21 protein-coding genes and 1 riboswitch are annotated in these 23033 nt (G+C 64.5%); of the genes, 14 read left to right on the forward strand and 7 right to left on the reverse strand.

Annotation, left to right across the window (positions count from 1 at the left end):
• Window positions 1-71: 71 nt before the first annotated feature.
• From N0B28_RS03945 to N0B28_RS03955, 3 genes are all read left to right on the forward strand, one after another.
• Entirely contained in the window at window positions 72-629 is a 558-nt protein-coding gene (locus tag N0B28_RS03945; RefSeq protein WP_043864344.1) for a hypoxanthine-guanine phosphoribosyltransferase, read from the forward strand.
• A 154-nt stretch (window positions 630-783) separates the two neighbouring features.
• Complete coding sequence (locus N0B28_RS03950; protein ID WP_043864345.1) at window positions 784-1251, forward strand: hypothetical protein; 468 nt, start codon at window positions 784-786, stop codon at window positions 1249-1251.
• Between the two features lie 71 nt (window positions 1252-1322).
• Window positions 1323-1610 carry a PA4642 family protein gene (locus N0B28_RS03955; RefSeq protein WP_054916234.1) on the forward strand — a complete coding sequence of 96 codons (288 nt, stop codon included), beginning with the start codon at window positions 1323-1325 and terminating at the stop codon, window positions 1608-1610.
• 54 nt (window positions 1611-1664) lie between these two features.
• Here the strand turns inward: N0B28_RS03955 and mqo are convergent, their stop codons facing one another.
• Window positions 1665-3170 carry a malate dehydrogenase (quinone) gene (gene mqo, locus N0B28_RS03960; protein WP_043864347.1) on the reverse strand — a complete coding sequence of 502 codons (1506 nt, stop codon included), beginning with the start codon at window positions 3168-3170 and terminating at the stop codon, window positions 1665-1667.
• Window positions 3171-3961: 791 nt separating this feature from the next.
• Between mqo and N0B28_RS03965 the strand changes: the two genes are divergently transcribed.
• Window positions 3962-4546, forward strand: coding sequence for a YajG family lipoprotein (locus N0B28_RS03965; protein WP_043864348.1), 585 nt, complete (start codon window positions 3962-3964; stop codon window positions 4544-4546).
• Between the two features lie 72 nt (window positions 4547-4618).
• Here the strand turns inward: N0B28_RS03965 and N0B28_RS03970 are convergent, their stop codons facing one another.
• On the reverse strand, window positions 4619-4825 hold the full coding sequence (locus tag N0B28_RS03970; protein ID WP_043864349.1) for a hypothetical protein: 207 nt from the start codon (window positions 4823-4825) through the stop codon (window positions 4619-4621).
• A 163-nt stretch (window positions 4826-4988) separates the two neighbouring features.
• Between N0B28_RS03970 and N0B28_RS03975 the strand changes: the two genes are divergently transcribed.
• Window positions 4989-5249 (forward strand): hypothetical protein, encoded by a 261-nt coding sequence (locus N0B28_RS03975; RefSeq protein WP_054916233.1) that lies wholly within the window; start codon window positions 4989-4991, stop codon window positions 5247-5249.
• Between the two features lie 89 nt (window positions 5250-5338).
• On the opposite strand, the gene N0B28_RS03980 is transcribed toward N0B28_RS03975, so the two are convergent.
• A complete protein-coding gene (locus tag N0B28_RS03980; RefSeq protein WP_043864351.1) occupies window positions 5339-6502 on the reverse strand; it encodes a 1-acyl-sn-glycerol-3-phosphate acyltransferase in 1164 nt (387 codons plus the stop codon).
• Between the two features lie 123 nt (window positions 6503-6625).
• Here N0B28_RS03980 and N0B28_RS03985 point away from each other — a divergent pair, with 123 nt between their 5' ends.
• The 3 genes from N0B28_RS03985 to N0B28_RS03995 are packed head-to-tail and all read left to right on the forward strand — an operon-like array spanning window position 6626 to window position 7698.
• On the forward strand, window positions 6626-6808 hold the full coding sequence (locus N0B28_RS03985) for a CPXCG motif-containing cysteine-rich protein (protein ID WP_043864352.1): 183 nt from the start codon (window positions 6626-6628) through the stop codon (window positions 6806-6808).
• Entirely contained in the window at window positions 6808-7068 is a 261-nt protein-coding gene (locus N0B28_RS03990; protein WP_054916231.1) for a DUF2007 domain-containing protein, read from the forward strand. The genes N0B28_RS03985 and N0B28_RS03990 overlap by 1 nt, the downstream gene beginning before the upstream one ends.
• A 9-nt stretch (window positions 7069-7077) precedes the next feature.
• Window positions 7078-7698, forward strand: coding sequence for an SOS response-associated peptidase (locus N0B28_RS03995; RefSeq protein WP_043864354.1), 621 nt, complete (start codon window positions 7078-7080; stop codon window positions 7696-7698).
• 20 nt (window positions 7699-7718) lie between these two features.
• On the opposite strand, the gene N0B28_RS04000 is transcribed toward N0B28_RS03995, so the two are convergent.
• Window positions 7719-9860: a methyl-accepting chemotaxis protein gene (locus tag N0B28_RS04000; protein WP_088515272.1), complete on the reverse strand. Its 2142-nt coding sequence runs from the start codon at window positions 9858-9860 to the stop codon at window positions 7719-7721.
• Window positions 9861-10014: 154 nt separating this feature from the next.
• Here N0B28_RS04000 and N0B28_RS04005 point away from each other — a divergent pair, with 154 nt between their 5' ends.
• Window positions 10015-10830: a M48 family metallopeptidase gene (locus N0B28_RS04005; protein ID WP_043864476.1), complete on the forward strand. Its 816-nt coding sequence runs from the start codon at window positions 10015-10017 to the stop codon at window positions 10828-10830.
• An 87-nt stretch (window positions 10831-10917) separates the two neighbouring features.
• Here the strand turns inward: N0B28_RS04005 and N0B28_RS04010 are convergent, their stop codons facing one another.
• From N0B28_RS04010 to N0B28_RS04020, 3 genes are all read right to left on the reverse strand, one after another.
• Window positions 10918-11505, reverse strand: coding sequence for a TMEM165/GDT1 family protein (locus N0B28_RS04010; protein WP_043864356.1), 588 nt, complete (start codon window positions 11503-11505; stop codon window positions 10918-10920).
• 88 nt (window positions 11506-11593) lie between these two features.
• Window positions 11594-11713, reverse strand: a riboswitch (yybP-ykoY riboswitch).
• Window positions 11714-11752: 39 nt separating this feature from the next.
• Window positions 11753-12751, reverse strand: coding sequence for a class I SAM-dependent methyltransferase (locus N0B28_RS04015; protein ID WP_275730458.1), 999 nt, complete (start codon window positions 12749-12751; stop codon window positions 11753-11755).
• 42 nt (window positions 12752-12793) lie between these two features.
• Complete coding sequence (locus N0B28_RS04020) at window positions 12794-13756, reverse strand: 2-hydroxyacid dehydrogenase (protein ID WP_054916229.1); 963 nt, start codon at window positions 13754-13756, stop codon at window positions 12794-12796.
• 188 nt (window positions 13757-13944) lie between these two features.
• On the opposite strand from N0B28_RS04020, the gene N0B28_RS04025 reads away from it, so the two are divergent.
• The 5 genes from N0B28_RS04025 (at window position 13945) to N0B28_RS04045 (ending at window position 22973) form a co-directional block, all read left to right on the forward strand.
• On the forward strand, window positions 13945-14574 hold the full coding sequence (locus tag N0B28_RS04025; protein WP_043864359.1) for a LysE family transporter: 630 nt from the start codon (window positions 13945-13947) through the stop codon (window positions 14572-14574).
• A 132-nt stretch (window positions 14575-14706) separates the two neighbouring features.
• Window positions 14707-16389, forward strand: coding sequence for a fatty acid--CoA ligase (locus N0B28_RS04030; RefSeq protein ID WP_043864360.1), 1683 nt, complete (start codon window positions 14707-14709; stop codon window positions 16387-16389).
• Between the two features lie 337 nt (window positions 16390-16726).
• Window positions 16727-18610: a DUF1302 domain-containing protein gene (locus tag N0B28_RS04035; RefSeq protein ID WP_043864361.1), complete on the forward strand. Its 1884-nt coding sequence runs from the start codon at window positions 16727-16729 to the stop codon at window positions 18608-18610.
• A 25-nt stretch (window positions 18611-18635) separates the two neighbouring features.
• Window positions 18636-20000 carry a DUF1329 domain-containing protein gene (locus N0B28_RS04040; protein ID WP_043864362.1) on the forward strand — a complete coding sequence of 455 codons (1365 nt, stop codon included), beginning with the start codon at window positions 18636-18638 and terminating at the stop codon, window positions 19998-20000.
• Between the two features lie 252 nt (window positions 20001-20252).
• Window positions 20253-22973: a LuxR C-terminal-related transcriptional regulator gene (locus N0B28_RS04045; RefSeq protein WP_078481525.1), complete on the forward strand. Its 2721-nt coding sequence runs from the start codon at window positions 20253-20255 to the stop codon at window positions 22971-22973.
• The last annotated feature ends 60 nt before the right edge of the window (window positions 22974-23033 follow it).

Genomic DNA, 23033 nt, shown 5'->3' on the forward strand with positions numbered 1-23033 from the left:
ATGCTTGATCTGATGCGTGAGGGTGCGTACCTTTGCCCGCTTTTCTCAACCGCAGCCCCCTGGAGAGCGTCATGTCCGCTGATCTCGAGCATATCCGTCAAGTCATGCGTGAAGCAGACTGCCTGCACAGCGAAGCCGAAGTCGAAGCGGCGATTGCCCGTGTGGGCGCGCAGATCACCGCCGACCTGGCCGACCGCAACCCGGTGGTGTTCTGCGTGATGAACGGTGGCCTGATCTTCTCCGGCAAGCTGCTGACCCATTTGCAGTTCCCGCTGGAGGCGTCCTACCTGCATGCCACGCGCTACCGCAACCAGACCAGCGGCGGTGACCTGTTCTGGAAGGCCAAGCCCGAAGTGTCGTTCATCGATCGCGAAGTGCTGATCATCGACGACATCCTCGACGAAGGGCACACCCTCAGCGCCATCATCGACTTCTGCAAGCATGCCGGTGCCAAGGCGGTGTACAGCGCGGTGCTGGTGGACAAGGACCACGACCGCAAGGCCAGCCCTGACCTGAAGGCCGACTATTGCGGTTTGAGCTGCGTTGACCGCTATGTGTTCGGCTACGGCATGGACTACAAGGGCTACTGGCGCAATGCGGCGGGTATCTATGCCGTGAAGGGCATGTAAAACCGGGTGGGAGCTGACTCGGCCCGCGAAAGGGTCGATGCGGTATCAGCTATTTGCGGTGCCTGCATCGCGGGTCAAGCCCGCTCCCACAAGAGGCCATCAGCTTCGTACATTTCTCATGCTAGAGTGCCAGGCCGCCCCCAAGGAGCCTGCCATGCGCGCCATCCTCGCCCTCCTGCTGCTGACCAGCCTGCCCCTGGCCGCCGCGCCGCTGCACAGCCAGTTCCTGCCGCCCGACGATCTTACCCTGCGCCAGGAAACCCCTGACGCCCAGCAACTGCTGCAGGTGACCCAGTATTCGGTGGTGGTCGGCAACCAGCGTCAGTCCAACCAGCAACCGATACCGGTCACGGCACCGGTGCTGATGCGCCTCAAGGGCAAGCCCCTGAACAAGGGGGCCACCATCAGCGAGGTGCTGATCAGCTTCGACGGCGAAGGCAAGAGCCTGCGCAAGCCGGCGTTCGACGCCAAGAGCCGCACCCTGACCCTCAACTATCCCGCCAGCCAGTACCGGGTGATTCTCGACCTGCTGCGCAACGACACCCTGTACGTGCAGTTCCTCAGCTATGCCAACGGTCATATCTGGGCCGATGTGCACACCGGCACCCTACGCGCGCGTTGAGCCACAGCGCTGCCGGGGGGTAAACTGCCGGCCCGTGAAAAATGTCCGTGATGGTTCAGTTGGAGTCGGCAATGCGTAAAGACAAGAAGCAAGTGATTGGTGATGAGATCAGCGACGACTACATCAAGTCGTTTCTCCAGTTCGAACCGGCCGATGCCAGCTCGCCCTCGCACCACAAACTGATCAAGGCCTATCGCGGCCTGCGCATCGATGACTTCGAACGTTTCGTCGGCTTCTTCGTCGAGGCCGGATACGATGTGGACGGCAAGGACGAGCACGGCAACACCTTCGCCCAGGTGATCGGCGACCAGCGCAATGCGCCCGAGTACATCGAGATCATCGACAGCGCCCGCAAGTGAGTACATCGCAGCCATGAAAAAACGCCCCGAGGGGCGTTTTTTCATGCATCACGCTTACGCGTAGCTTTGCGTCGGCTGGTTCTCGACCAGGCCCAGGGCCTCGTCGTTCTGCGCGCTGATCTTGTGGTACAGCGCAGCGTCGGTCGCCAGGACCTTCTCCCGTGCCGGGAAGATCTCGTTGAGCTTGGCCGCCCAGGCGCCCTTGGCCTGCTCGGGGAAGCAGCGTTCGATCAGTTCCAGCATGATCGACACGGTGACCGAAGCACCCGGCGAGGCGCCCAGCAGGGCGGCCAGCGAGCCGTCCTTGGCCGCCACCAGTTCGGTACCGAACTGCAGGATGCCGCCTTTTTTCGGGTCTTTCTTGATGATCTGCACCCGTTGCCCGGCCACTTCCAGGCGCCAGTCTTCGGCCTTGGCTTCAGGGTAGAAGCGACGCAGCGATTCCAGGCGCTGTTCCATCGACTGCATCACCTCGCTGACCAGGTACTTGGTCAGGTCGAAGTTGTCGCGGGCCACGGCCAGCATCGGCCCGATATTGCCCAGGCGCACCGACAGCGGCAGGTCGAGGAACGAGCCGTGCTTGAGGAACTTGGTGGTGAAGCCGGCGTACGGGCCGAACAGCAGCGAGGTCTTGCCGTCGACGACGCGGGTATCCAGGTGCGGTACCGACATCGGCGGCGAACCCACGGCGGCCTGGCTGTAGACCTTGGCCTGGTGGCGCTTGACCACCTCGGGGTTGTCGCAGCGCAGCCACTGGCCGCTGACCGGGAAACCGCCGAAGCCCTTGCTCTCCTCGATGCCCGACAGCTGCAGCAGCGGCAGGGCCGCGCCACCGGCGCCGAGGAACACGAAGCGGGCATCGACGTCGCGGCTGCTGCCGCTGTTGACGTCCTTGATGGTGACGGTCCAGCCGCTGCCGTTACGGCGCAGGCCGGTGACCTTCTTGCTGTACTTGACCTGCGACTCGGGGGTGTCGGCCAGGTGCTTGAGCAGCTTGTTGGTCAGGGCGCCGAAGTTGACGTCGGTGCCTTTCATCACGCGGGTGGCGGCGATGTGCTGGTCGGCGGGGCGGCCCGGCATCATCAGCGGCATCCACTCGTTCATCAGCGCCTTGTCTTCGGTGTATTCCATCTCGGCGAAGGCGTGGTGAGGCTTGAGCGATTCAAAGCGCTTTTTCAGGAACGCGACGCCCTTGTCACCTTCGACGTAGCTCAGGTGCGGGATCGGGTTGATGAAGGCACGCGGGTTCTTGAAGGCGCCCTTTTTGCTCAGGTAGGCCCAGAACTGCCGGGATACCTCGAACTGGGTATTGATGTGCACCGCTTTCTTGATGTCGATGCTGCCGTCGGCGGCCTGCGGCGTGTAGTTCAGCTCACACAGCCCGGCATGGCCGGTCCCGGCGTTGTTCCACGGGTTGGAACTTTCCGCGGCACCCGAATCCATCAACTCGACGACTTCCAGCTTCATCGCCGGGTCGAGTTCCTTGAGCAGTACGGCCAGGGTGGCACTCATGATGCCGGCCCCTACCAGTACTACATCGACTGCTTCGTTCTGCGCCATTAACGCGTCTCCAAAAATCTTCAGCACCAAATTGACAGCATGGCTCCCAGGCTTGGCCGGGATTTCCATGTCCGCTACTTCGCAGGTTTTTCAACTTCCGCGGACACCACCAACCGGGCTTTGCGTTGCCTATGAACGCATTTTACCGCCCGTGCGGCAATTCGACTTATGGTCAAGGTGTCCATCGTGCGCTATGGACCGGCCTTAGTCACCCATCGCAGATGAGTGCTGTTGCCAGCTGTTTGGGGCTTTCAGGGACGCAGTTGCTGCTTTTACACATGCCAGACTGTTCATTGCTCGCCACACTCTCGTGAAGTTGTGAAAACCGTTTTTTCACGCTCTTTTGGAGTCGTGAACCTCAAAAAGGGTGTGCACGATGGCAAACCCGGCAGGTTCAGGCAGAGCAGAGCGCCGAAGGAACGCGGGCACACCAGCTTGGCAAGACCTGTGTGGGCGGCTCTCTGTGGGCGATTCGGGGATGCCGATGCAATGGCATTGGCGGTGCTGCGAGGCCCGATCAGGAGACGTCCTTATAATCGGGGGGAGATTATAACGAGGTCGCGGGCAGAAACGATCTTTATTAACGACTTTTGTTGCGCTTTGCTTCGCCGGCCACGCCGTGGCGGGCTGGCCTGCAGGGGGCAGGCGGCTGAACAGAGCGTTCACCGGCGCAGGTGGGCAGTCTACGCGGTCGATGATGAAACGATTGTGACAGTGGCTGGCCCCGATGGCTGGGGTGGTCCCGGGTGGTTATACTGGCGACCTTTGCTGCTATTCCTGGAGAGATGAGCATGTTGCAACGTTTGTTGTTCGGTTTGATCGCTGTCACCAGCCTGACCCTGGTCGGTTGTGCCCACAGCCCGCAACAACTCAGCCCGCAACCCAAACTCACTGCCCAGCTCGCGCCCGTGGGTCGTGGCCAGCCGGTGGTGGTCAAGGTGGTCGATGGTCGTCCTTCGCAAACCCTGGGTACCCGCGGCGGGCTGTACCCGGAAACCAGCGCCATCACCGTGAACGGCAATGACATCGTGCCCAAGCTGCAGGCCCAGGCCGAGGCAGCGGTGCGCCTGCTGGGCTTCACGCCCACGGCGAACGCCTACAACGCCCCGCAGCTGACCGTGACCCTGGCCGAGCTGAAGTACCAGTCGCCCAAGGAAGGCCTGTACGTGACCGAGGCCACCATCGGCGCCACCTTCCGTGCCGACGTGTCCAATGCCAACCGCCGCTACAGTGGTCGCTACGGCGCCTCGCTGGACCAGCGCTTCGGCATGGCGCCCAACCAGGAAACCAACACCAAGCTGGTGGGTGACGTGCTCAGCGACGCCCTGACCCGCCTGTTCAAGGACCCGACGGTCGGTCAGGTACTGGGCGAGTAAACCCGCTGACGGCAAACGAAAAAGCCCGATGCCTCGTTGCAGGCATCGGGCTTTTTAGTGGGCGTGACCTGCTCAGGCGGCTTCGACGTAGAAGTCCAGCAGGCTGATGCCGGTGCCCTGGTCGACCTCCGGCAGGTCATGGTGGGCATGCCCGCCAAGTGCGCAGTACACCAGCCACTGGCGGTCCTGGACGTTGAACGCCAGGCCGTCGATCAAGGCCTGTTGTTCATCGCTGGGGGCGATCAGATAGAGGCGGTCCTGGTTTTCGGCGTGCAGCATGACAAGCTCCCTGAGTGTTGAAGGGCAATAGAGTGGCTTGTCGGGATGACGAACGTGTGACGGCCGGATTTAATTGTCATCGGTCGCAAAGTACGAGAGAGCCGCTGGCGCTTGGGTAGAATGCGCAGCGTGTCGAGGTCTGGTTTTTTATCGAGGTTGTGCGATGTCGTTGCAAGTGATGTGGGGGCTGCTGGCGGCCCACCCGGCCAAGCTGATCAATGTGCTGGCCTTGTTGATTACCTGCCCTGGCGGGTTGCTGTTGCAAGCGGCGCGGCGTCGTGGCGCGCAGGCGCTGGCGGGGCTGGCGCGTGATGAGGTGATGGTGGAGGGGATGAACCTGCGGGTGAACCGGTTCTACTACATCCTGGGGTTTTCGTGCCTGGCGATGGCGCTGCTGCTGTCGTGGTTCAGTACCTGGATCTGAGGTGAGCCATTCGCCGGCAAGGCCGGCGCCTACAGGTTCAGCGTGATCCATGTAGGAGCCGGCCTTGCCGGCGAATGGCGCGACGCGGTCTAGAGCGCCAACCCCGCCTTGACGCGGTACTGGTTGCGCACCGGCATCGCATACTGCAGCACCAGGTACGGCTGGTGTTCCACCGGGCAGGCGTCCAGGCGCCGCTGCCACTCGGCCTGGGCTCGGGCCAGCTCATCGGCCGGGAACACCTCGGCGGCCCTGGGCACCTGCAACTGCGGGTCGGCATCGGCCCACTGTGCATACGCCAGGTAATGCACCGGGAACAACCGGTAGCCACCCAGTATCTGCCGATCGATTTCCGCCGCCAGCTGCTTGGTGTCTTCGAAGTACTCGCTCACCGGCGGGGCGAAGTTGATGTGCACGCGACCTTTGTAGCCGGTGATGCCCTGGGCGATGCTCACGTCATCCTCGCCAGGCGCCTTGCTGTAGGTGCCGGTGGTGGCGCGGATGTACAGCTCGCGGGCCTTGGCCTGGTCGCACGGGTCGTACTCGTAGCTGATCGACACCGGGCTCAGGTTCAGCGACTGGATCACTGCGCCGAACGGTTCGTCCTTGCGGCTCATGTGGAACATCTTGAGGATCGCCGAATCGGTGCGGTCGTCACCATCCTTGGCGCGGCCCTCGGCCTGGGCGATCCAGATCGAGGCGCAGTCGTTGCGGATCGAGTGGTTGATGTAGGCCGACAGCAGCTGATAGGCCGCCAGCTTTTCGCGCCGCCCGGTGATCGAGCGGTGCACGATGAAGCTCTTGTTAAGGCGCATCATGTCGCTGACGAACGGCTTTTGCAGCAGGTTGTCGCCGATCGCGATGCGCGGGGTCGGCAGGCCGGCGTGGTACACCGCATAGTTGACGAAGGCCGGGTCCATCACGATGTCGCGGTGGTTGGCCAGGAACAGGTAGGCACTGCCGGACTTGAACTGCTCGACACCGGTGTAGGTCACCCCGTCGGTGGCGCGGTCGATGGTGTGGTCGACGTAGTATTCGACCTTGTCCTGCAGGGTCGATACGCAACTGACCCCGGCAAATTCCTTGCGCAGGCGCCGAGCGATCAGCGGCTTGAGCAGCCAGCCGAAGGCCCCGGCCATGCGCGGGAAGCGAAAGTGGGTGAGGATATCCAGAAATGCCGGGTCGCTGAGCAGGCGCGCCAGCACGGCGGGCACCTCGGCGTCGTTGTACGGTCGGATGGCATCGAATTCGCCCATCATGCTCTCTTGTTGGAAACGGCTAGGGTAATAGTAGGGCTGCGGACTGAAAAACGGCTCAGACACCGGCAAGGCCTGTAAATAGACCGGCAATTATACGCACAAGTCACCTGGGAGACTGCGATGGTGGAATCTGCTTTCTATGATTGTCCTTACTGCGGTGAGCAAGTGGAAACCACCGTTGACCTGTCCGGTGGCGACCAGGTCTATATCGAGGACTGCCAGGTCTGTTGCCGGCCGATCGTGTTCGTGCTGCAGGTGCATGGCGAGGAGTGGATGCTGGACGTCAAGCGCGAGGACGAGTGATGCAGCGTATCTACGAGCCGGAAAGTCTGCTGGAGGCCGAGCTTCTGATCGGCATGCTGCGCAGCGAAGGGATCAAGGCGCACCTGAGTGGGCGCGACCTGATGGGCGCCGTGGGCGAGCTGCCGATGCAGGGGCTGCTGGGCCTGGCGGTGCCCGATGCGCAGGCCGAATACGCACGCCAGCTGATCGCCGCGTACAATGGCGCCCAGCCGCTTCCTGGCGACGAGCCGGAGAGCCTTCCGGGAATACTGATTTGCTAGGTTTTGCTCATGTGTGGACGTTACGCCCTGTTTCGCTGGTCTTCGGCGTTTGCCGCGCTGCCTGGGTTCCCGCCTGACCAGCAGGCGCAATGGAACATCTCGCCCGGCGCCTCGGTGCTGATCCAGCGTCAGCGCGAAGGCCAGCTGGAGCTGGCGCGGGCGCGCTGGGGGCTGACCCCGGCGTGGCTGACCGACCTGTCGCGCACCCCGGCCCAGGCGCGCGCCGAGACCCTGGCCGAGCAACCGATGTTTCGCGAAGCGTTTCGCCTGCGCCGTTGCCTGCTGCCGGCCAACGGCTTCTACGAGTGGCGCGGCACCGCGCGCAAGCGGCCTTACTGGCTGACGCCGGGCGAGGGGTCTTCGCTGTTCTTTGCCGGCGTGTGGGAGGCCTACCCGGTGCAGGACCAGGTGTGGCTGAGCACGGCGGTGGTGACCCAGGCCGCAGTCAACCAGCGCCGGCCGCTGATTCTGGATGCGGCAGGGCAGGCCGCGTGGCTGGACCCGCAGACGCCGCTGGTGAAGTTGCAGGAATTGCTCGCTGGCCCGCAGGCCGCCTTGCGCGAGCGGGTGCTGGCGAACCTGGTGAATGATCCGAAGTTGAATGCGCCGGAGTGCCTGACCCCGGCGTAAGTGGTGAGCCCTTCGCCGGCTCAGACGCGAAACTGATTGATCAACCGCCGCTGCTGCTCCGCCAGCTTGGTCAGCTCCGCGCTCGCCGTGCTTGACTCATCCGCCCCACCGGCCACTTCGTTGGCCACCTGGCCGATATTGATCACATTGCGGTTGATGTCCTCGGCCACTGCGCTCTGCTCCTCCGCCGCGCTGGCGATCTGGGTGTTCATGTCGTTGATCACCGACACCGCCCGGGTGATGCTCTCCAGCGCCTGGGCCGCCTGCGCCGCCTGTTGCACGCTGACTTCGGTCTTGCCCTGACTGTCCTCCATTACCTGCACCACATCCCGCGTGCCCTGCTGCAGCTGCTGGATCATCTGCTGGATCTCTTCGGTAGCCTGCTGGGTCTTCTGCGCCAGGTTGCGCACTTCATCGGCCACCACGGCAAACCCGCGTCCCTGTTCACCGGCTCGCGCCGCCTCGATGGCCGCGTTGAGCGCCAGCAGGTTGGTCTGTTCGGCAATTGCACGAATCGCCACCAGGATCGCGTTGATGTTCTCGCTGTCGCGCGCCAGGGCCTGTACCACACCCACCGCACGGCCGATCTCCTCGGCCAGGGCGCTGATCGAGGTGGAGGTGTTGCGCACGATCTCCAGGCCCTGGTTGGCGGCCTGGTCGGCATTGCTGGCCGCTTGCGCCGCATGGGTGGCATTGCGCGCCACGTCCTGGGCGGTCGCGGTCATTTCATGCACCGCAGTGGCCACCAGGTCGATCTCGGCCATCTGCTTGTGCACGCCCTGGTTGGTGCGAATGGCGATGTCGGCGGTGTGCTCGGACGAGTCGCTGACCTTCTGTACCGACACCACCACCTGGCTGATCATTGCCTGCAGCTTGCTCAGGAATGTATTGAAGCCACGGGCGATGGCGCCCAGTTCGTCGGCGCGATCGCTGCTCAGGCGCCGGGTCAGGTCACCTTCGCCCTGGGCGATGTCGTCCAGCATGCCGACCATCTGGCGCAGCGGCCGGGCGATACCGTGGGCCAGCAGCCAGATGACCAGCAGGCCAAGCCCGGCGATGCCCAGGCCGACCACGATCATGCCGGTGAGGTCGGTGCTGCGCTGGGCGCTCATTTCGCGCTGCAGCGCGTCGAGGTCGGCCATCACCGCGCTGACCGGCAGTTGCAGCAGCAAGGTCCAGCGCGAGGCGGTGTTGCCCACGGCAAATGGCACGAACAGCTCGATCTGTCCGCTGGCATGGTCGATTTCGTAGTGCAGCGCCTTGCCCGACAGGTTGCCGAGCACCGCCACTTCATCGGGTTGCAGCACATCGCTGGCTTTTTTGCCGAACGTGCTCGCATCCTTGGTGTAGGCCACCACGCGTCCGTTGTTGGACAGCAGCGCCATCTCGCCCGCACCGTCATACAGCTGGGCGTCGGCGGCCTTGAGCATGTCCTGGATGAAGTTCAGCGACAGGTCGGCGGCGGCGATGCCCTGGAACTGTCCGTTGACCATGATCGGCTCGACGAACGAGGCCAGCATCACGGTCTTGTTGCCCACCTGGTACGGGGCCGGGTCGATGGCGCAGGCCTTGCCGGTCTCCTTGGAACACAGGTAGTACTCGCTGGTGCGCACGCCCGTGGGCAGCAGGGTACGGTCGTCCACATCCTGGAGTTTGTCGAGGGTCAGGCTACCGTCGTCGTTACGGTACCACCACGGCAGAAAGCGCCCGCTCTGCGGGTTGACGCCCGCCAGCGTGCTGCCTGCATAGCGGGCATCGTCGTGGTCCAGCGCGTTGGGCTCCCAGCCCACGTAAACGCCCAGCAGCAGCGGGTTGTCCAGGGCGGTCTGCCTGAGCAGGGCGATCATCTGTTCGCGTTCGAGCTTGAGCTGCGGGTTGCCGGCAGCATCCTGCATGCCGATCAGGGCATTGGTGGTGGCCAGGCCGCGGGCGATCAGCAGCGGCGCCTCGAGGCTGCGCTGGATCTGGCTGACCTGGGTCTGGGCCAGGGCCGTCAGGCGTTGCTCGATCACTGCCTCGAACTGTTGCTGGGTGCGGTTGTGCACCAGCGTCTGGGTGCGGGCACCGGAATACACTGCGTATAGCACCAGTGCTGCAACGATGCTCAGCACGATGGCACCGGCCAGCGCGGCCACGGAAAACTGGATCGACTTGAACTTCATGGGAGCTCCGAGCGCAAAGAGGGTCGCCTGTCTGGGCGTTATCGGCGCGCCGGGGGCAAAGCATGAGTGTGGCGATGCAATTCTTCGCGAACGGCTGTAGCGCGTTTATGATGCGCGGCCTAGGATACGCCGCATGTTCGAAGGGAGTGTTTTCATGCGTAGATCAGTTGTTATCGGTGCCCTGAGCGCCAGTGTGCTGCTGGCCGGTTGCCAGGCCGTGAACACCACCAGTGGTGGAGCGGTAGGCGTGGAGCGCAAGCAGTACATGTTCAGCATGCTGTCGACCGATGAGGTCAACCAGATGTACGCGCAGTCGTACCAGCAGACCCTGGGTGAGGCATCCACCAAGGGTATGCTCGACAAGACCAGTGCCACCGCCAAGCGGGTGCAGGCCATTGCCGACCGGCTTATCGTGCAGGCGCCGAAGTTCCGCCCCGATGCGGCGCAGTGGAAATGGGAAGTCAACCTGATCAAGAGCGACGAGCTCAATGCCAACTGCGGCCCGGGTGGCAAGATCATTTTCTATACCGGCCTGATCGACAAGCTCAAGCTGACCGACGACGAGATCGCGGCGGTGATGGGCCACGAGATCGCCCACGCCCTGCGCGAGCATGGTCGCGAGGCGATGTCCAAGGCCTATGGTGTTGAGATGGCGCGCCAGGGCGCAGGTGCCCTGTTCGGCCTGGGCCAGGACAGCCTGGCGCTGGCCGACACCGTGGTGCAGTACAGCATGACCTTGCCCAACAGCCGCAGCAACGAGAACGAAGCCGACCTGATCGGCCTGGAGCTGGCGGCGCGTGCGGGCTACAACCCGAATGCGGCGATCAGCCTGTGGAACAAGATGACCGAAGCGTCGGGTGGTTCGCAGCCTGAGTTCATGAGCACTCACCCGGCTTCGAGCAGCCGTATCGCGTCGTTGCAGGCGGCGATTCCCAAGGTGATGCCGTTGTACGAGCAAGCCAGAAAATAGCGCCGTGACCTTCGCCGGCACTGTCGGCTCCTACCTGAACCTGTAGGAGCCGGCCTTGCCGGCGAATGCTTCATACGCTAGCCGGTATCAGCCCACCCACCCGCTGACCTTCATCGCCGAATACACCGCCACCAGCGCCAGCACCACGAATGCCGTGGCCGCCAGGCGACGGATCAGGGTCAACGGCAGCTTCTCGGCGGCAAAATTGCCCGCCAGCACCACCGGCACGTTGGCAATCAGCATGCCCAGGGTGGTGCCGATGATCACCATGATCAGGTGCGGGTACTGCGCCGCCAGCATCACCGTGGCCACCTGCGTCTTGTCGCCGATCTCGGCAATGAAGAACGCGATCAGCGTGGTCAGGAACGGGCCGAAGCGCCGCGCCGTACTGGCTTCATCGTCATCCATCTTGTCCGGCACCAGGGTCCACAGGGCCGTGGCGGCAAAGCTTGCGGCCAGGATCCAGTGCAACGTGGCCTCCGAGAAGAAACTGCCGAACCACGCACCCACCGCACCGGCCGCCGCATGGTTGGCCAGGGTCGCGGCAACGATACCGGCGATGATCGGCCAGGGTTTGCGAAAGCGTGCAGCGAGGATGAGCGCGAGCAGTTGCGTCTTGTCGCCGATTTCGGCGAGCGCGACGATGGCGGTGGGGACCAGCAATGATTCCAGCATCAGGATTCCTACGGGGGCGGGTCGACACGGCTATGACACGTACAGCCTTCCCGCCCCGGGTAAGGTGTGCGTGTCATAGGTCTTGTCAAACCCTGGATCCGTCTGTGCGGACCGTGGGTCGTACGCGCCATGGTCTGAGGACCAAGTATGTTGACGCGTACCGGGCGAGCTGGGTGCTCGCGGGAGACTACTCCCCTAGGACGGAGCGGATTCTGCCTAGGCAAAACCGTTTGGGCAAGCGAAGTTTTTAAGTTCGTGTGGCCTGGTAGATCCGAAAGCCTTGTCCCTCGTCGCGAATCATGCAGTTGCCCAAGGCGCCTTCGATGAGCGGTTGGTACCGCAGGAAGCTGTTGGCCACAAGCCGAAGTTCGCCGCCTTTTTTCAGATGATCGGCCGATTTTTTCAGCAAGATTTCCGAGGCGTGGTAATTGGTGTGAACCCCGGTGTGAAACGGCGGATTGCTCAGGATCACGTTCAGCTCGCGGGGCGCGGCATCGATGCCGTCGCCGGCGATGACCTCCCCCTCCAGGCCATTGGCGGCCAGGGTCAGGCGGCTGCTGGCCACGGCGAAGGCATCCACGTCCAGCAGCGTTACCCGGCTTTGTGGGTAGCGGCGCTTGATCGCCGCGCCGAGCACGCCCGCACCGCAGCCAAAGTCCAGCACATGGCCCACGGGCAGTTGCTCGAGGTTGTCCAGCAGCAGCGCGCTGCCGCGGTCCAGCCGGCCATGGCTGAAGACCCCGGGCAGGCTCACGATCTGCAGCGGGCCTTCGGCCAGTGGCAGTTCGAATCGTTGCGCCAGGCTTTCCAGCGGCTGCGCCTCTGGCGGGGTGTCCACCGTGACCTGCCACAGCTGGCAATGGCGTGCACTGTCGAGCTTGCGCGGCTTGCCGAAGGCGTGCAGCTGCTTGGCCGCACCCTCGATACCCCCGCGCTTTTCACCCACCAGGTACAGCTGGCGCCCACCCAGGCGCGAGGCCAGGGCATTGAGCAGGTAGTTGGCCAGATCGCGGGACTTGGGCAGAAACAGCACGGCGCCGTCGAACGCCACCGGCGGCACCTCCACGCCATAGTGACTGCGCCCGGCAAATCGCGCCTCGAGCGCGGCCTGGTCGCCGGCGTGCCAGCTCCAGGCTCGGGCATCGGGCAGGCTGCCCAGCAGGTCGTCGGCGGGCAGGCCGGCCAGCAACACGGGGCCTTTGAACAGCTCGGCCTGACGGAGCAACACTTCACTACGCGGGTCCATGGTCGGCGCCCCTCTGCAAAAAGTCGCGAATTCTAGCAGAACTCAGCTGACCACTCGGCGCGGGTTGCCCTGCAGGAAGGCTTCGGCGTTCTCGGCCAGTTGGCCGACGATGCGCTGGCGCGCCTCGACCGCGCCCCAGGCACTGTGCGGGGTGACCACAAGGCGCGGGATATCGCCTGCCAGCAGGGGGTTGCCATTGACCGGAGGCTCCACGCTGAGCACGTCGGTGGCGGCGCCACCCAGGTGCCCGCTGCGCAGTGCGTCGGCCAGCGCCTGCTCGTCGATCAGCCCGCCACGGGCGGTGTTGACCACGAACGCGCCGGGCTTGAGCAGGGCCAGCTCGGCGGCGCCGATCATGTTGCGGGTGCTGTCGTTGAGCGGGCAGTGCAGGGTCAGCGCATCCACCTGCGGCAGCAGCTCGGCCAGGCTCAGGCGATCATCGCGGGCCGGGCGGCCGGGCAACTGGCCGGACAGCACGCGCATGCCGAAAGCTTCGGCCAGGCGCGCCACCGCACCGCCAAGTTCGCCGTGGCCGAGCAGGCCGAGGGTCTTGCCCTCCAGTTCGACGATGGGAAAGTCGAGCAGGCAGAACTGCCTGGCCTGGGCCCATTTGCCGTCGGCCACCGCCTGCTGGTAATCGGGCAGGCGAGTGGCCAGCGCCAGCAGCAGGGCCAGGGTGTGCTGCGCCACCGAGGGCGTGCCGTAGCCCTGGCAGTTGCTGACCACGATGCCCTGGGCGCGCGCGGCCTGCAGGTCGACGTTGTTGGTGCCGGTGGCCGACACCAGGATCAGCCTGAGGTCGGGGCAGGCGGCGAGGGCGGCGGCGTCCAGGTGCACCTTGTTGGTGATCGCCACGCTCGCGCCCTGCAGGCGCTCGGCCACTTCGTGGGGGGCAGTGGCCGGGTGCAACTGCAGTTCATCGAAGCAGCCGCGCAGGCGGCTCAGGTCGAGGTCGCCCAGGTCCAGGGAGCTGTGGTCGAGGAATACAGCGCGGCGCAAGGTCATGGGGCAGGCTCCTGGGGTGTGGTTTGGGCAGGTAGTGGGGCATTAGAGCCTGCATCGCCGTGGGCGTAAAGCCAGGCATCCGGCTGCACGGGAGGTGACTGTGCCGATTCACTTGTAACTGTATCTTTCAGAACTGCCAGGCAGTGGGTAAGGTACGCCACCCGATCGTTTGCCAGGAGCGTCACCCCATGTACTGGGCAGAATTTCTCACCGTTGCGCTGATCCACCTGCTGGCCGTGGCCAGCCCCGGCCCGGACTTTGCGGTGGTGGTGCGCGAAAGTGTTACCCACGGTCGGCGCGCCGGTACCTGGACCGCCTTCGGCGTGGGCACGGCGATCTTCCTGCATGTGGGCTATTCGCTGCTGGGCATCGGCCTGATCGTGTCGCAGTCGATCATGCTGTTCAACGTGCTCAAGTGGCTGGCTGCGGCCTACCTGGTGTACATCGGCATCAAGGCCCTGCGTGCCCGCCCGGCGCCTGCCGGCAGCGAGAGCGTGCAGGTCTCGACCGTGGCGCGCACCCCGCGTGCCGCCTTTGTGGCAGGGTTCATGACCAACGGCCTGAACCCCAAGGCCACGCTGTTCTTCCTGTCGCTGTTCACGGTGGTGATCAACCCGCACACTCCGCTGCTGATACAGGCCGGCTACGGGGCCTACCTGGCGCTGGCCACCGGCCTGTGGTTCTGCCTGGTGGCCCTGCTGTTCAGCCACGCCCGCGTGCGCTCCGGCTTTGCGCGCATGGGCCACTGGTTCGATCGCGGCATGGGCGCGGTGCTGGTGGCGCTGGGTATCAAGATCGCCTTCACCGAGATGCACTGAGGCGGTTGATGGCCATTGGCCTGTCATCCCTGCGGGCGCGCAAATCATTCCTTTGGCTGATTTGAGCGCCCCCGTCCCGTTCTAGAGTAAGCGCCGTATTGCCATGCCTGCGTACTCGAAAAAGGGACTCCCATGCTGCAAACCAGGATTATCGCCCCCGCTGCGGGCGCTTACGAATACCCGCTGCTGATCAAGCGCCTGCTGATGTCGGGCAGCCGCTACGAGAAAACCCGCGAGATCGTGTACCGCGATCAGCTGCGCTACAACTACCTGACCCTGAGCGAGCGCATCGCGCGCCTGGCCAACGTGCTCACCGCAGCCGGGGTCAAGGCCGGCGACACCGTGGCGGTGATGGACTGGGACAGCCATCGCTACCTGGAGTGCATGTTCGCCATCCCGATGATCGGCGCGGTGGCCCACACCATCAACGTGCGCCTGTCGCCCGAGCAGATCCTCTACACCATGAACCACGCCGAAGACCGCTTCGTGCTGGTCAACAGCGATTTCATCGGGCTGTATCAGTCCATCGCGCCGCAACTGACCACGGTCGAGAAGACCCTGTTGCTCACCGACGGCCCCGACAAGCATGCCGAACTGCCGAACCTGGTGGGCGAGTACGAGCACTTGCTGGCCGGCGCGGCCACCACCTACGACTTCCCCGACTTCGACGAGAACTCGGTGGCCACCACCTTCTACACCACCGGTACCACCGGCAACCCCAAGGGCGTGTATTTCACCCACCGCCAGCTGGTGCTGCACACCCTGGGCGTGGCTACCGTGACCGGCAGCATCGACAGCATCCGCCTGCTGGGCACCGATGATGTGTACATGCCCATCACCCCGATGTTCCACGTGCACGCCTGGGGCATCCCCTACGTGGCCACCATGCTCGGGCTCAAGCAGGTCTACCCGGGGCGCTACGAGCCGGAGATGCTGTGTCAGCTGTGGCGGGACGAAAAGGTCACCTTCTCGCACTGCGTACCGACCATCCTGCAGATGCTGCTCAACGCCAAGGGCGCGCAGGGCCAGGATTTCGGCGGCTGGAAGATCATCATCGGCGGCAGCTCGCTCAACCGCGCCCTGTATGAGTCGGCCAAGGCCCAGGGCATCCAGCTCACGGCGGCCTATGGCATGTCGGAAACCTGCCCGCTGGTGGCCTGTGCCCACCTCAACGAAGAGCTGCTGGCTGGAAGCGACGACGAATGCATCAGCTATCGCATCAAGGCCGGCGTGCCGGTGCCGCTGGTGGAGGCCGCGGTGATGGATGCCGAAGGCGGCTTCCTGCCGGCTGACGGCGAGTCCCAGGGCGAACTGGTGCTGCGCGCGCCGTGGCTGAGCATGGGGTATTTCCGCGAACCGGAGAAAGGCGCCGAGCTGTGGCAGGGCGGCTGGCTGCACACCGGGGATGTGGCGACCATCGACAGCATGGGCGTGGTCGATATCCGCGATCGCATCAAGGACGTGATCAAGACCGGCGGGGAGTGGGTGTCGTCGCTGGCCCTCGAAGACCTCGTCAGCCGCCACCCCTCGGTGCGCGAAGTGGCGGTGGTGGGTGTACCCGATCCGCAGTGGGGCGAGCGTCCGTTTGCCCTGCTGGTGGTGCGTGAGGGCACCAGCATCGACGCCCGCGAGCTCAAGGAGCACCTCAAGCCCTACGTGGAGCTGGGCATGATCAACAAGTGGGCAATCCCCAGCCAGATCGCCCTTGTTACCGAAATTCCCAAGACCAGCGTGGGCAAGCTGGACAAGAAGCGCATCCGCGTCGACATCAGCCACTGGCAGGCTAGCAACAGCGCATTTCTGTCCACCCTCTGAAGGCTGGCCGGTCGCGCCCTGGCGGGTGCGACCCTCGCGCCAGACACCTGCGCGCCTTGTCAAAGCGAAAAAATAGGCCATCCTTGCCGCTGCCCGCGCAGTTGGCGAGCGAATCAGCTCTTTGGGTGTAGTACCAACGTGCAAATCACACTTTAGAGGGATCAAGCACAGGTACCTGCTGGCTATAGTCGGGTCAGGGGATTTTTAGGGACGGGGGCCCGCGCAAATGACTGCGCACTGCCACGTTGGTCGACCAGCAGGCGTATTCACGTCGGTCGTTCGATGCGTTTCTCAAAGGACTCACTGCCATAAAAATAAAGTACATGGAGTAGCGTCGATGACATCAGTAAATCTGTTCTGGCGCCGGGCGAAATTGCCATTGGCCGTCAGCCTCGCTTCTACGCTCGCCGGCCCTGCATTCGGCGTCAGTTTCAACATCGGTGAAATCGAAGGTCAGTTCGACTCGTCGCTGTCCGTGGGGGCCAGCTGGTCGACGGCCAAGCCGAACCAGAACCTGATCGGCGTCAACAACGGCGGCAAGGGGCTGTCGCAGACCTCCGACGACGGCCACCTGAACTTCAAGCGCGGCGAGACCTTCTCGAAGATCTTCAAGGGCATCCACGACCTGGAGCTCAAGTACGGCGACACCGGCGTGTTCGTGCGTGGCAAGTACTGGTACGACTTCGAACTCAAGGACGAACACCGCCAGTTCAAGGACATCAGCGACTCCAACCGCAAAGAGGGCGCCAAGTCGTCCGGTGCCGAGCTGCTCGACGCCTTCGTCTACCACAACTACTCGATTGGCGAACTGCCGGGTTCGGTGCGTTTCGGCAAGCAGGTGGTGAGCTGGGGTGAAAGTACCTTCATCGGTGGTGGCATCAACTCGATCAACCCGATCGACGTTTCCGCGTTCCGCCGCCCGGGTGCCGAGATCAAGGAAGGCCTGATCCCGGTCAACATGTTCTACATCTCCCAGAGCCTGACCGACAACCTGTCGGCCGAAGCCTTCTACCAGCTGGAATGGGACCAGACCGTCGTCGACAACTGCGGCACCTTCTTCTCCCAGCCGGACATCATCGCCGACGGTTGCACCGACAACCTGCGCGTATTGTCCAGCAGCCGCACCATGACCCCGGCACAGATCGCCGGCCTGGCCAACTTCGGCGTGGACGTGAACGAGGAAGGCATCAAGGTGGCGCGCGGCCCCGACCGCGATGCCCGTGACAGCGGCCAGTTCGGTGTTGCCCTGCGCTACATGTTCGAACCGCTCAATACCGAGTTCGGCGCCTACGCCATGAACTACCACAGCCGTGCGCCGATCTTCAGCGCCACGGGGGCTTCTGCACAGGCCTACGCCATTGCCGGCATGGTCGACCCGCGCACCGGCGCCGCCATCGTGGCGGGCAACTCCAAGTACTTCGTCGAGTATCCCGAAGACATCCGCCTGTACGGCCTGAGCTTCTCCACCACCCTGCCTACCGGCACCGCGTGGAGCGGTGAAATCAGCTACCGGCCGAACGCACCGGTGCAGCTGAACACCACCGACATCCTGTACGCCGGGGTCACCCAGCTGGGCGGCACGTTCGGCAATGCCTCGCTGCTCAAGGGCCAGGCCGATACCGACCTGCACGGCTACAAGCGCAAGGAAATCACCCAGTTCCAGACCACCCTGACGCACTTCTTCGACCAGGTGATGGGCGCCAGCCGCATGACCGTGGTAGGTGAAGTGGGCGTGACCCACGTGGGCGGCCTGGAAAGCGCCGACAAGCTGCGCTACGGCCGCGATCCGGTGTATGGCCCTGGCCCGCTGCCGGATACCTTCGGCCTCAACACCTGCTCGGACATCCTCAACGCCGGCACCATCGGTGGCGCCGCGCCTGGCGGTGGTTCCTCCGCCAACCGCAGCCGCAAGTGTGAAAAGGACGGCTACACCACCAGCACCTCGTGGGGCTACCGTGGCCGCGTGATCTGGGACTACAACGATGTGTTCGCCGGGGTCAACCTCAAGCCGAGCGTGGCCTGGTCGCATGACGTGTCCGGCTACTCGCCCGGCCCGGGCGGCAACTTCGAGGAAGGGCGCAAGGCGGTCAGCCTGGGCCTGGACGCCGAATACCAGAACACCTACACCGCGAGCCTGTCGTACACCAACTTCTTCGATGGCAAGTACACCACCGTGGATGACCGCGACTTCATCGCCCTCAGCTTCGGCGTGAACTTCTAAGCACTGATCCGGGAAGACCAAGATCATGAAAGCAACCAAGAGTCTGTTGAAAATCGGTGTGCTGAGCCTGTCGCTGCTCGCCACCGGCGTGATGGCGGCGGTGTCCGCCGACGAAGCCGCCAAGCTGGGCACCAGCCTGACCCCGATGGGCGCCGAGAAGGCCGGCAATGCCGACGGTTCGATCACCGCCTGGCAGCCCCTGAGCACCACGGCCGGTTCGGTCGATGCCAAGGGCTTCCTGTCCGACCCGTACGGCAACGACAAGCCCAAGTTCACCATCACCGCGCAGAACGTCGACCAGTACAAGGACAAGCTGTCCCCTGGCCAGTTGGCCATGTTCAAGCGCTATCCGGACACCTTCAAGCTGCCGGTGTACCCGACCCAGCGTGGCTCCACGGTGCCGGACTCGGTGTTCGCCGCCATCAAGAAGAACGCCACCACCACCAACCTGGTAGCTGGCGGCAACGGGCTGGAGAACTTCCAGATCGCGATCCCGTTCCCGATCCCGAAAAGCGGTGTGGAGGTGATCTGGAACCACATCACCCGCTACCGTGGCGGTGGCGTCACGCGTGTGGTGAACCAGGCCACGCCGCAGCAGAACGGCAGCTACAGCATGGTGAAGCTCGAGGAACAGTTCATGTTCCGCGATCGCCTGAAGGATTTCGATCCGGCCAACCCTGGCAACGTGCTGTTCTACTTCAAGCAGAAAGTGACCGCCCCGCCGCGCCTGGCCGGTACCGTGCTGCTGGTTCACGAGACCCTCGACCAGGTCAAGGAGCCGCGCAAGGCCTGGATGTACAACGCTGGCCAGCGCCGCGTGCGCCAGGCCCCGCAAGTGTCGTATGACGGCCCGGGTACCGCCGCTGACGGCCTGCGTACCTCCGACAACCTGGACATGTTCAACGGTGCGCCGGACCGCTACGACTGGAAGCTGGAAGGCAAGAAGGAGATGTACATTGCCTCCAACAGCTACAAGCTCGATTCGACGAGCCTCAAGTATGCCGACATCATCAAGCCGGGGCATATCAACCAGGACCTGACCCGTTACGAGCTGCGTCGCGTGTGGCATGTGGTGGGCACCCTGAAGCCGGGCCAGCGGCATATCTATGCCAAGCGTGACTTCTACATCGACGAAGACACCTGGCAAGCGGCCGTGATCGACCAGTACGACGGCCGCGGCCAGCTGTGGCGGGTATCCGAGGCACATGCCCAGGACTACTACAACAAGCAGGTGCCGTGGTACACCCTGGAAGCCATCTACGACCTGCAGTCGGGCCGTTACCTGGCGCTGGGCATGAAGAACGAAGAGCAGAAGGCCTACAACTTCGACTTCACTGCCAGCAAGGCCGACTTCCAGCCGGCAGCGCTGCGCCAGGATGGTGTGCGCTGAGTTAGAACCTCCTCCGTGTGATCCCCAGAACGCCCCGGCTTGCCCGGGGCGTTTCTGTGTGTGGCCCGACAACAGGCCGGGAGGGGCAATGCGGGATGAAGTGCGCGCAATGCCGCGCTTCGTGAGTTTTTGTCGCTTTTTGTTGTAGTCTTTTTTCCGACCTCTGCGCCAATCATCTTCAAATGTGCCGTTTAAAGCGCTAGTCTCGGCGGGTCTGTTCTGCCGAAGACTTCCAACTAAAACGAGCCGGCCATGACTGATCTGTCGCGTATGCAAGGGTTCGCCAGCCAGGCCATCAGCGCTGTGGAGGGCCGCTTCTACCGTCCACCACTGCCCGAGGGGCACGTGCCGCGCCCGCGGCTATGCCAGCGCCTGCACGCCGGCCTTAGCGGTCGACTGCTGCTGGTTTCGGCGCCCGCCGGTTTCGGCAAGAGCTCGCTGGCCGTGGAGTTCTGCCAGAGCCTGCCGGCCTCGTGGGGCAGCCTGTGGCTGGGGCTGAGTCAGCGCGACAGCGACCCCGGGCGCTTTCTGGAGCGCCTGCTCGAAGGGCTGCAGCAGTTCTGCCCGGACCTGGGCAACCAGGCCCTGGGCCTGCTCAAGATGCGCCAGCGGCACCAGCCTTTTGCCTTCGAGGAGTGGCTCGACAGCCTGCTCGACGAACTGGCCCTGCACCTGCACCCGCAGAACCCGCTGCTGCTGGTGCTCGATGACTACCATCTGGCCCAGGGCCCGGTGCTCGACCGCTGCCTGCAGTTCTTCCTCAATCATTTGCCGCCTGGCCTGGTGCTGCTGGTCACCAGCCGCCAGCGTCCCGACTGGCATCTGGCGCGCCTGCGCCTGTCGCAGCAGTTGCTCGAACTCACCGAACAGGACCTGCGCCTGAGCCCCGAGGAATCCCTGGCCGTGCTCGACCAGCACCCCACCACGCTGCGTGGCCAGGCCCTGGACAACCTGATTCAACGCAGCGATGGCTGGGTCGCCGGCCTGCGCTTCTGGCTGCTGGCCGCCTCCGAGGCGGGGGTCGACAGCGCCTTGCCCCACGCCCTGCATGGCGGCGAGGGGCTGATCCGCGACTACCTGCTCGAAGAAGTCATCGACTGCCTGCCGCCCGAGGTGCAGGCGTTTCTCTACGACACCGCCTGCCAGGAGCGTTTTTGCGCCGACCTGTGCGATGCCCTGCGCGAAAGCCACGACAGCGCGCAGATACTGCGTTACCTGAAGGCACACCAGGTGTTTCTGGTACCGCTGGACGAGCAGGGTCAATGGCTGCGTTATCACCACCTGTTCTCCGACCTGCTGCGCACCCGCCAGGCCAGCCAGCCGCTGGCCAGCCTGCATCTGCGCGCGTGCCGCTGGTTCCACGCCCAGGGCCTGCTCGACGAGGCGGTGGAGCAGGCCCTGCGCGCCGGTCACCTGGACGTGGCGGCCAACCTGGTGCAGAACCTGTCCGAAGAGCAACTGCTGGCCGAACAGAACGTCGGCATGCTGCTGCGCTGGAAGATGGACCTGCCCGACAGCCTGCTGATCAGCACCCCGCGCCTGATCGTGCTGTACAGCTGGGCGCTGGGGCTGGCCTGCCAGCTGGATGCGGCCGAGGAACTGGTCAGCCACCTCAGCCGGTTCCTGCCGGCGCCTTCGGCCACGGCGCAGAAGTCCATGCTGGCGCAATGGCTGGCCCTGAGCGGAATCATCGCCCGCGGTCGCGGCGACCGTCTGAAAACCCGCTCGTACTGCCAGCAGGCGCTGCGCAGCCTGCCCACCAAGCGCTACGGCCAGCGCCTGATGTGCCTGTCCACCTTGTCCAACCTGGCCATCGCCGAGGGCGATTTCTGGCACGCCCGTGGCTGGAACCGCGAGGCGCTGGAGCTGGCACGGCGGGTCGGCAACCCGTTGTTCGAGGCCCTGGCCCACTACGATCGCGCGCGGGTGCTGCATGCCCGTGGCGAGGTCCTGCGTTCGATGGAGGAGGTGCGCCACGGCCTGCAACGCCTGCAAGGGCTGTCGGCCCAGCGCCTGTACGCGGCGCGTGCGCGCCTGGCGCTGTACGAAGGCTACCTGCTGGTCGCCGGGCTGCAGCCCCAGGAAGGGCGTGCGCGCTTGCGCGCCGGGCTGGTGGAAGCGCGTGCCTGTCGCGACATCAGCGTACTGATCGGGCATTGCGTGCTGGCCACCCTGGACGGACGCGAGGGGCGTTTTACCGAGGCCTTCTGCGAGCTGGCCGAGGCCGAGCGCCTGATGCATATCTGGGACGTGCCGCCGGTGTTCTATCTGGCCATGATCACCCTGGTCAAATGCGAGCTGTGGCTGGCCCAGGGGCGCATGGACCTGGCCGAATCCTGGCTGCTGCGTCTGGGCCAGACCTACGGTGGCGAACGTGCCGCCGCCGCACCGGAGTTCCACCCGCTGCTGCCTTTGCACATCGAACTGCAGCAGGCCCTGCTGGAGCAGGCCCAGGGGCGTACCGCACAGGCCGCACAACGCCTGCAGGCGCTGACCGAGCACGGGCGCAGCAATGGCGGCCAACTGCTCGGCACCACCGCAGTGTGTCAGCATATCGGCCTGTTGCTGGCGAGCGGTGCTGCAGAGGCGGCCGTGGTGTTGCTGCCCCAGGCCCTGGAGGCCGCGCAGGGGGGCGTGCTGCAACCCTTCCAGCGGCTGCTGGAAGATCACCCCGAGTGGATGCGCGAGCAGTTGCTGGCCCAGCCGGCGGGGCCGGTGCAGGCGCGCCTGCTGTCGCTGTTGCCGGTGGTTGATACCCCGCCGGCCCCCGGGGCGGGCACCGAGGCTCTGAGTGCGCGAGAGATGTCGGTACTCAAGCTGATCGCGCTGGGGTGCTCCAACCAGCAGATCAGCGAGCAACTGTTCATTTCGTTGCACACCGTCAAGACCCACGCCAGCCACATCAACAGCAAGCTCGGCGTCGAGCGCCGCACCCAGGCGGTTGCCCGGGCCAAGGCGCTGGGCCTGTTGTAGCACGGCAGTCGGCCAAGTATGATGGCATCGCGCCATCACGCTTGGCGCGTTGGCTTCGTG

Origin of the sequence: Pseudomonas sp. SD17-1 (assembly GCF_029201585.1) — a bacterium.
Classification (GTDB): Bacteria; Pseudomonadota; Gammaproteobacteria; order Pseudomonadales; family Pseudomonadaceae; genus Aquipseudomonas; species Aquipseudomonas palmensis.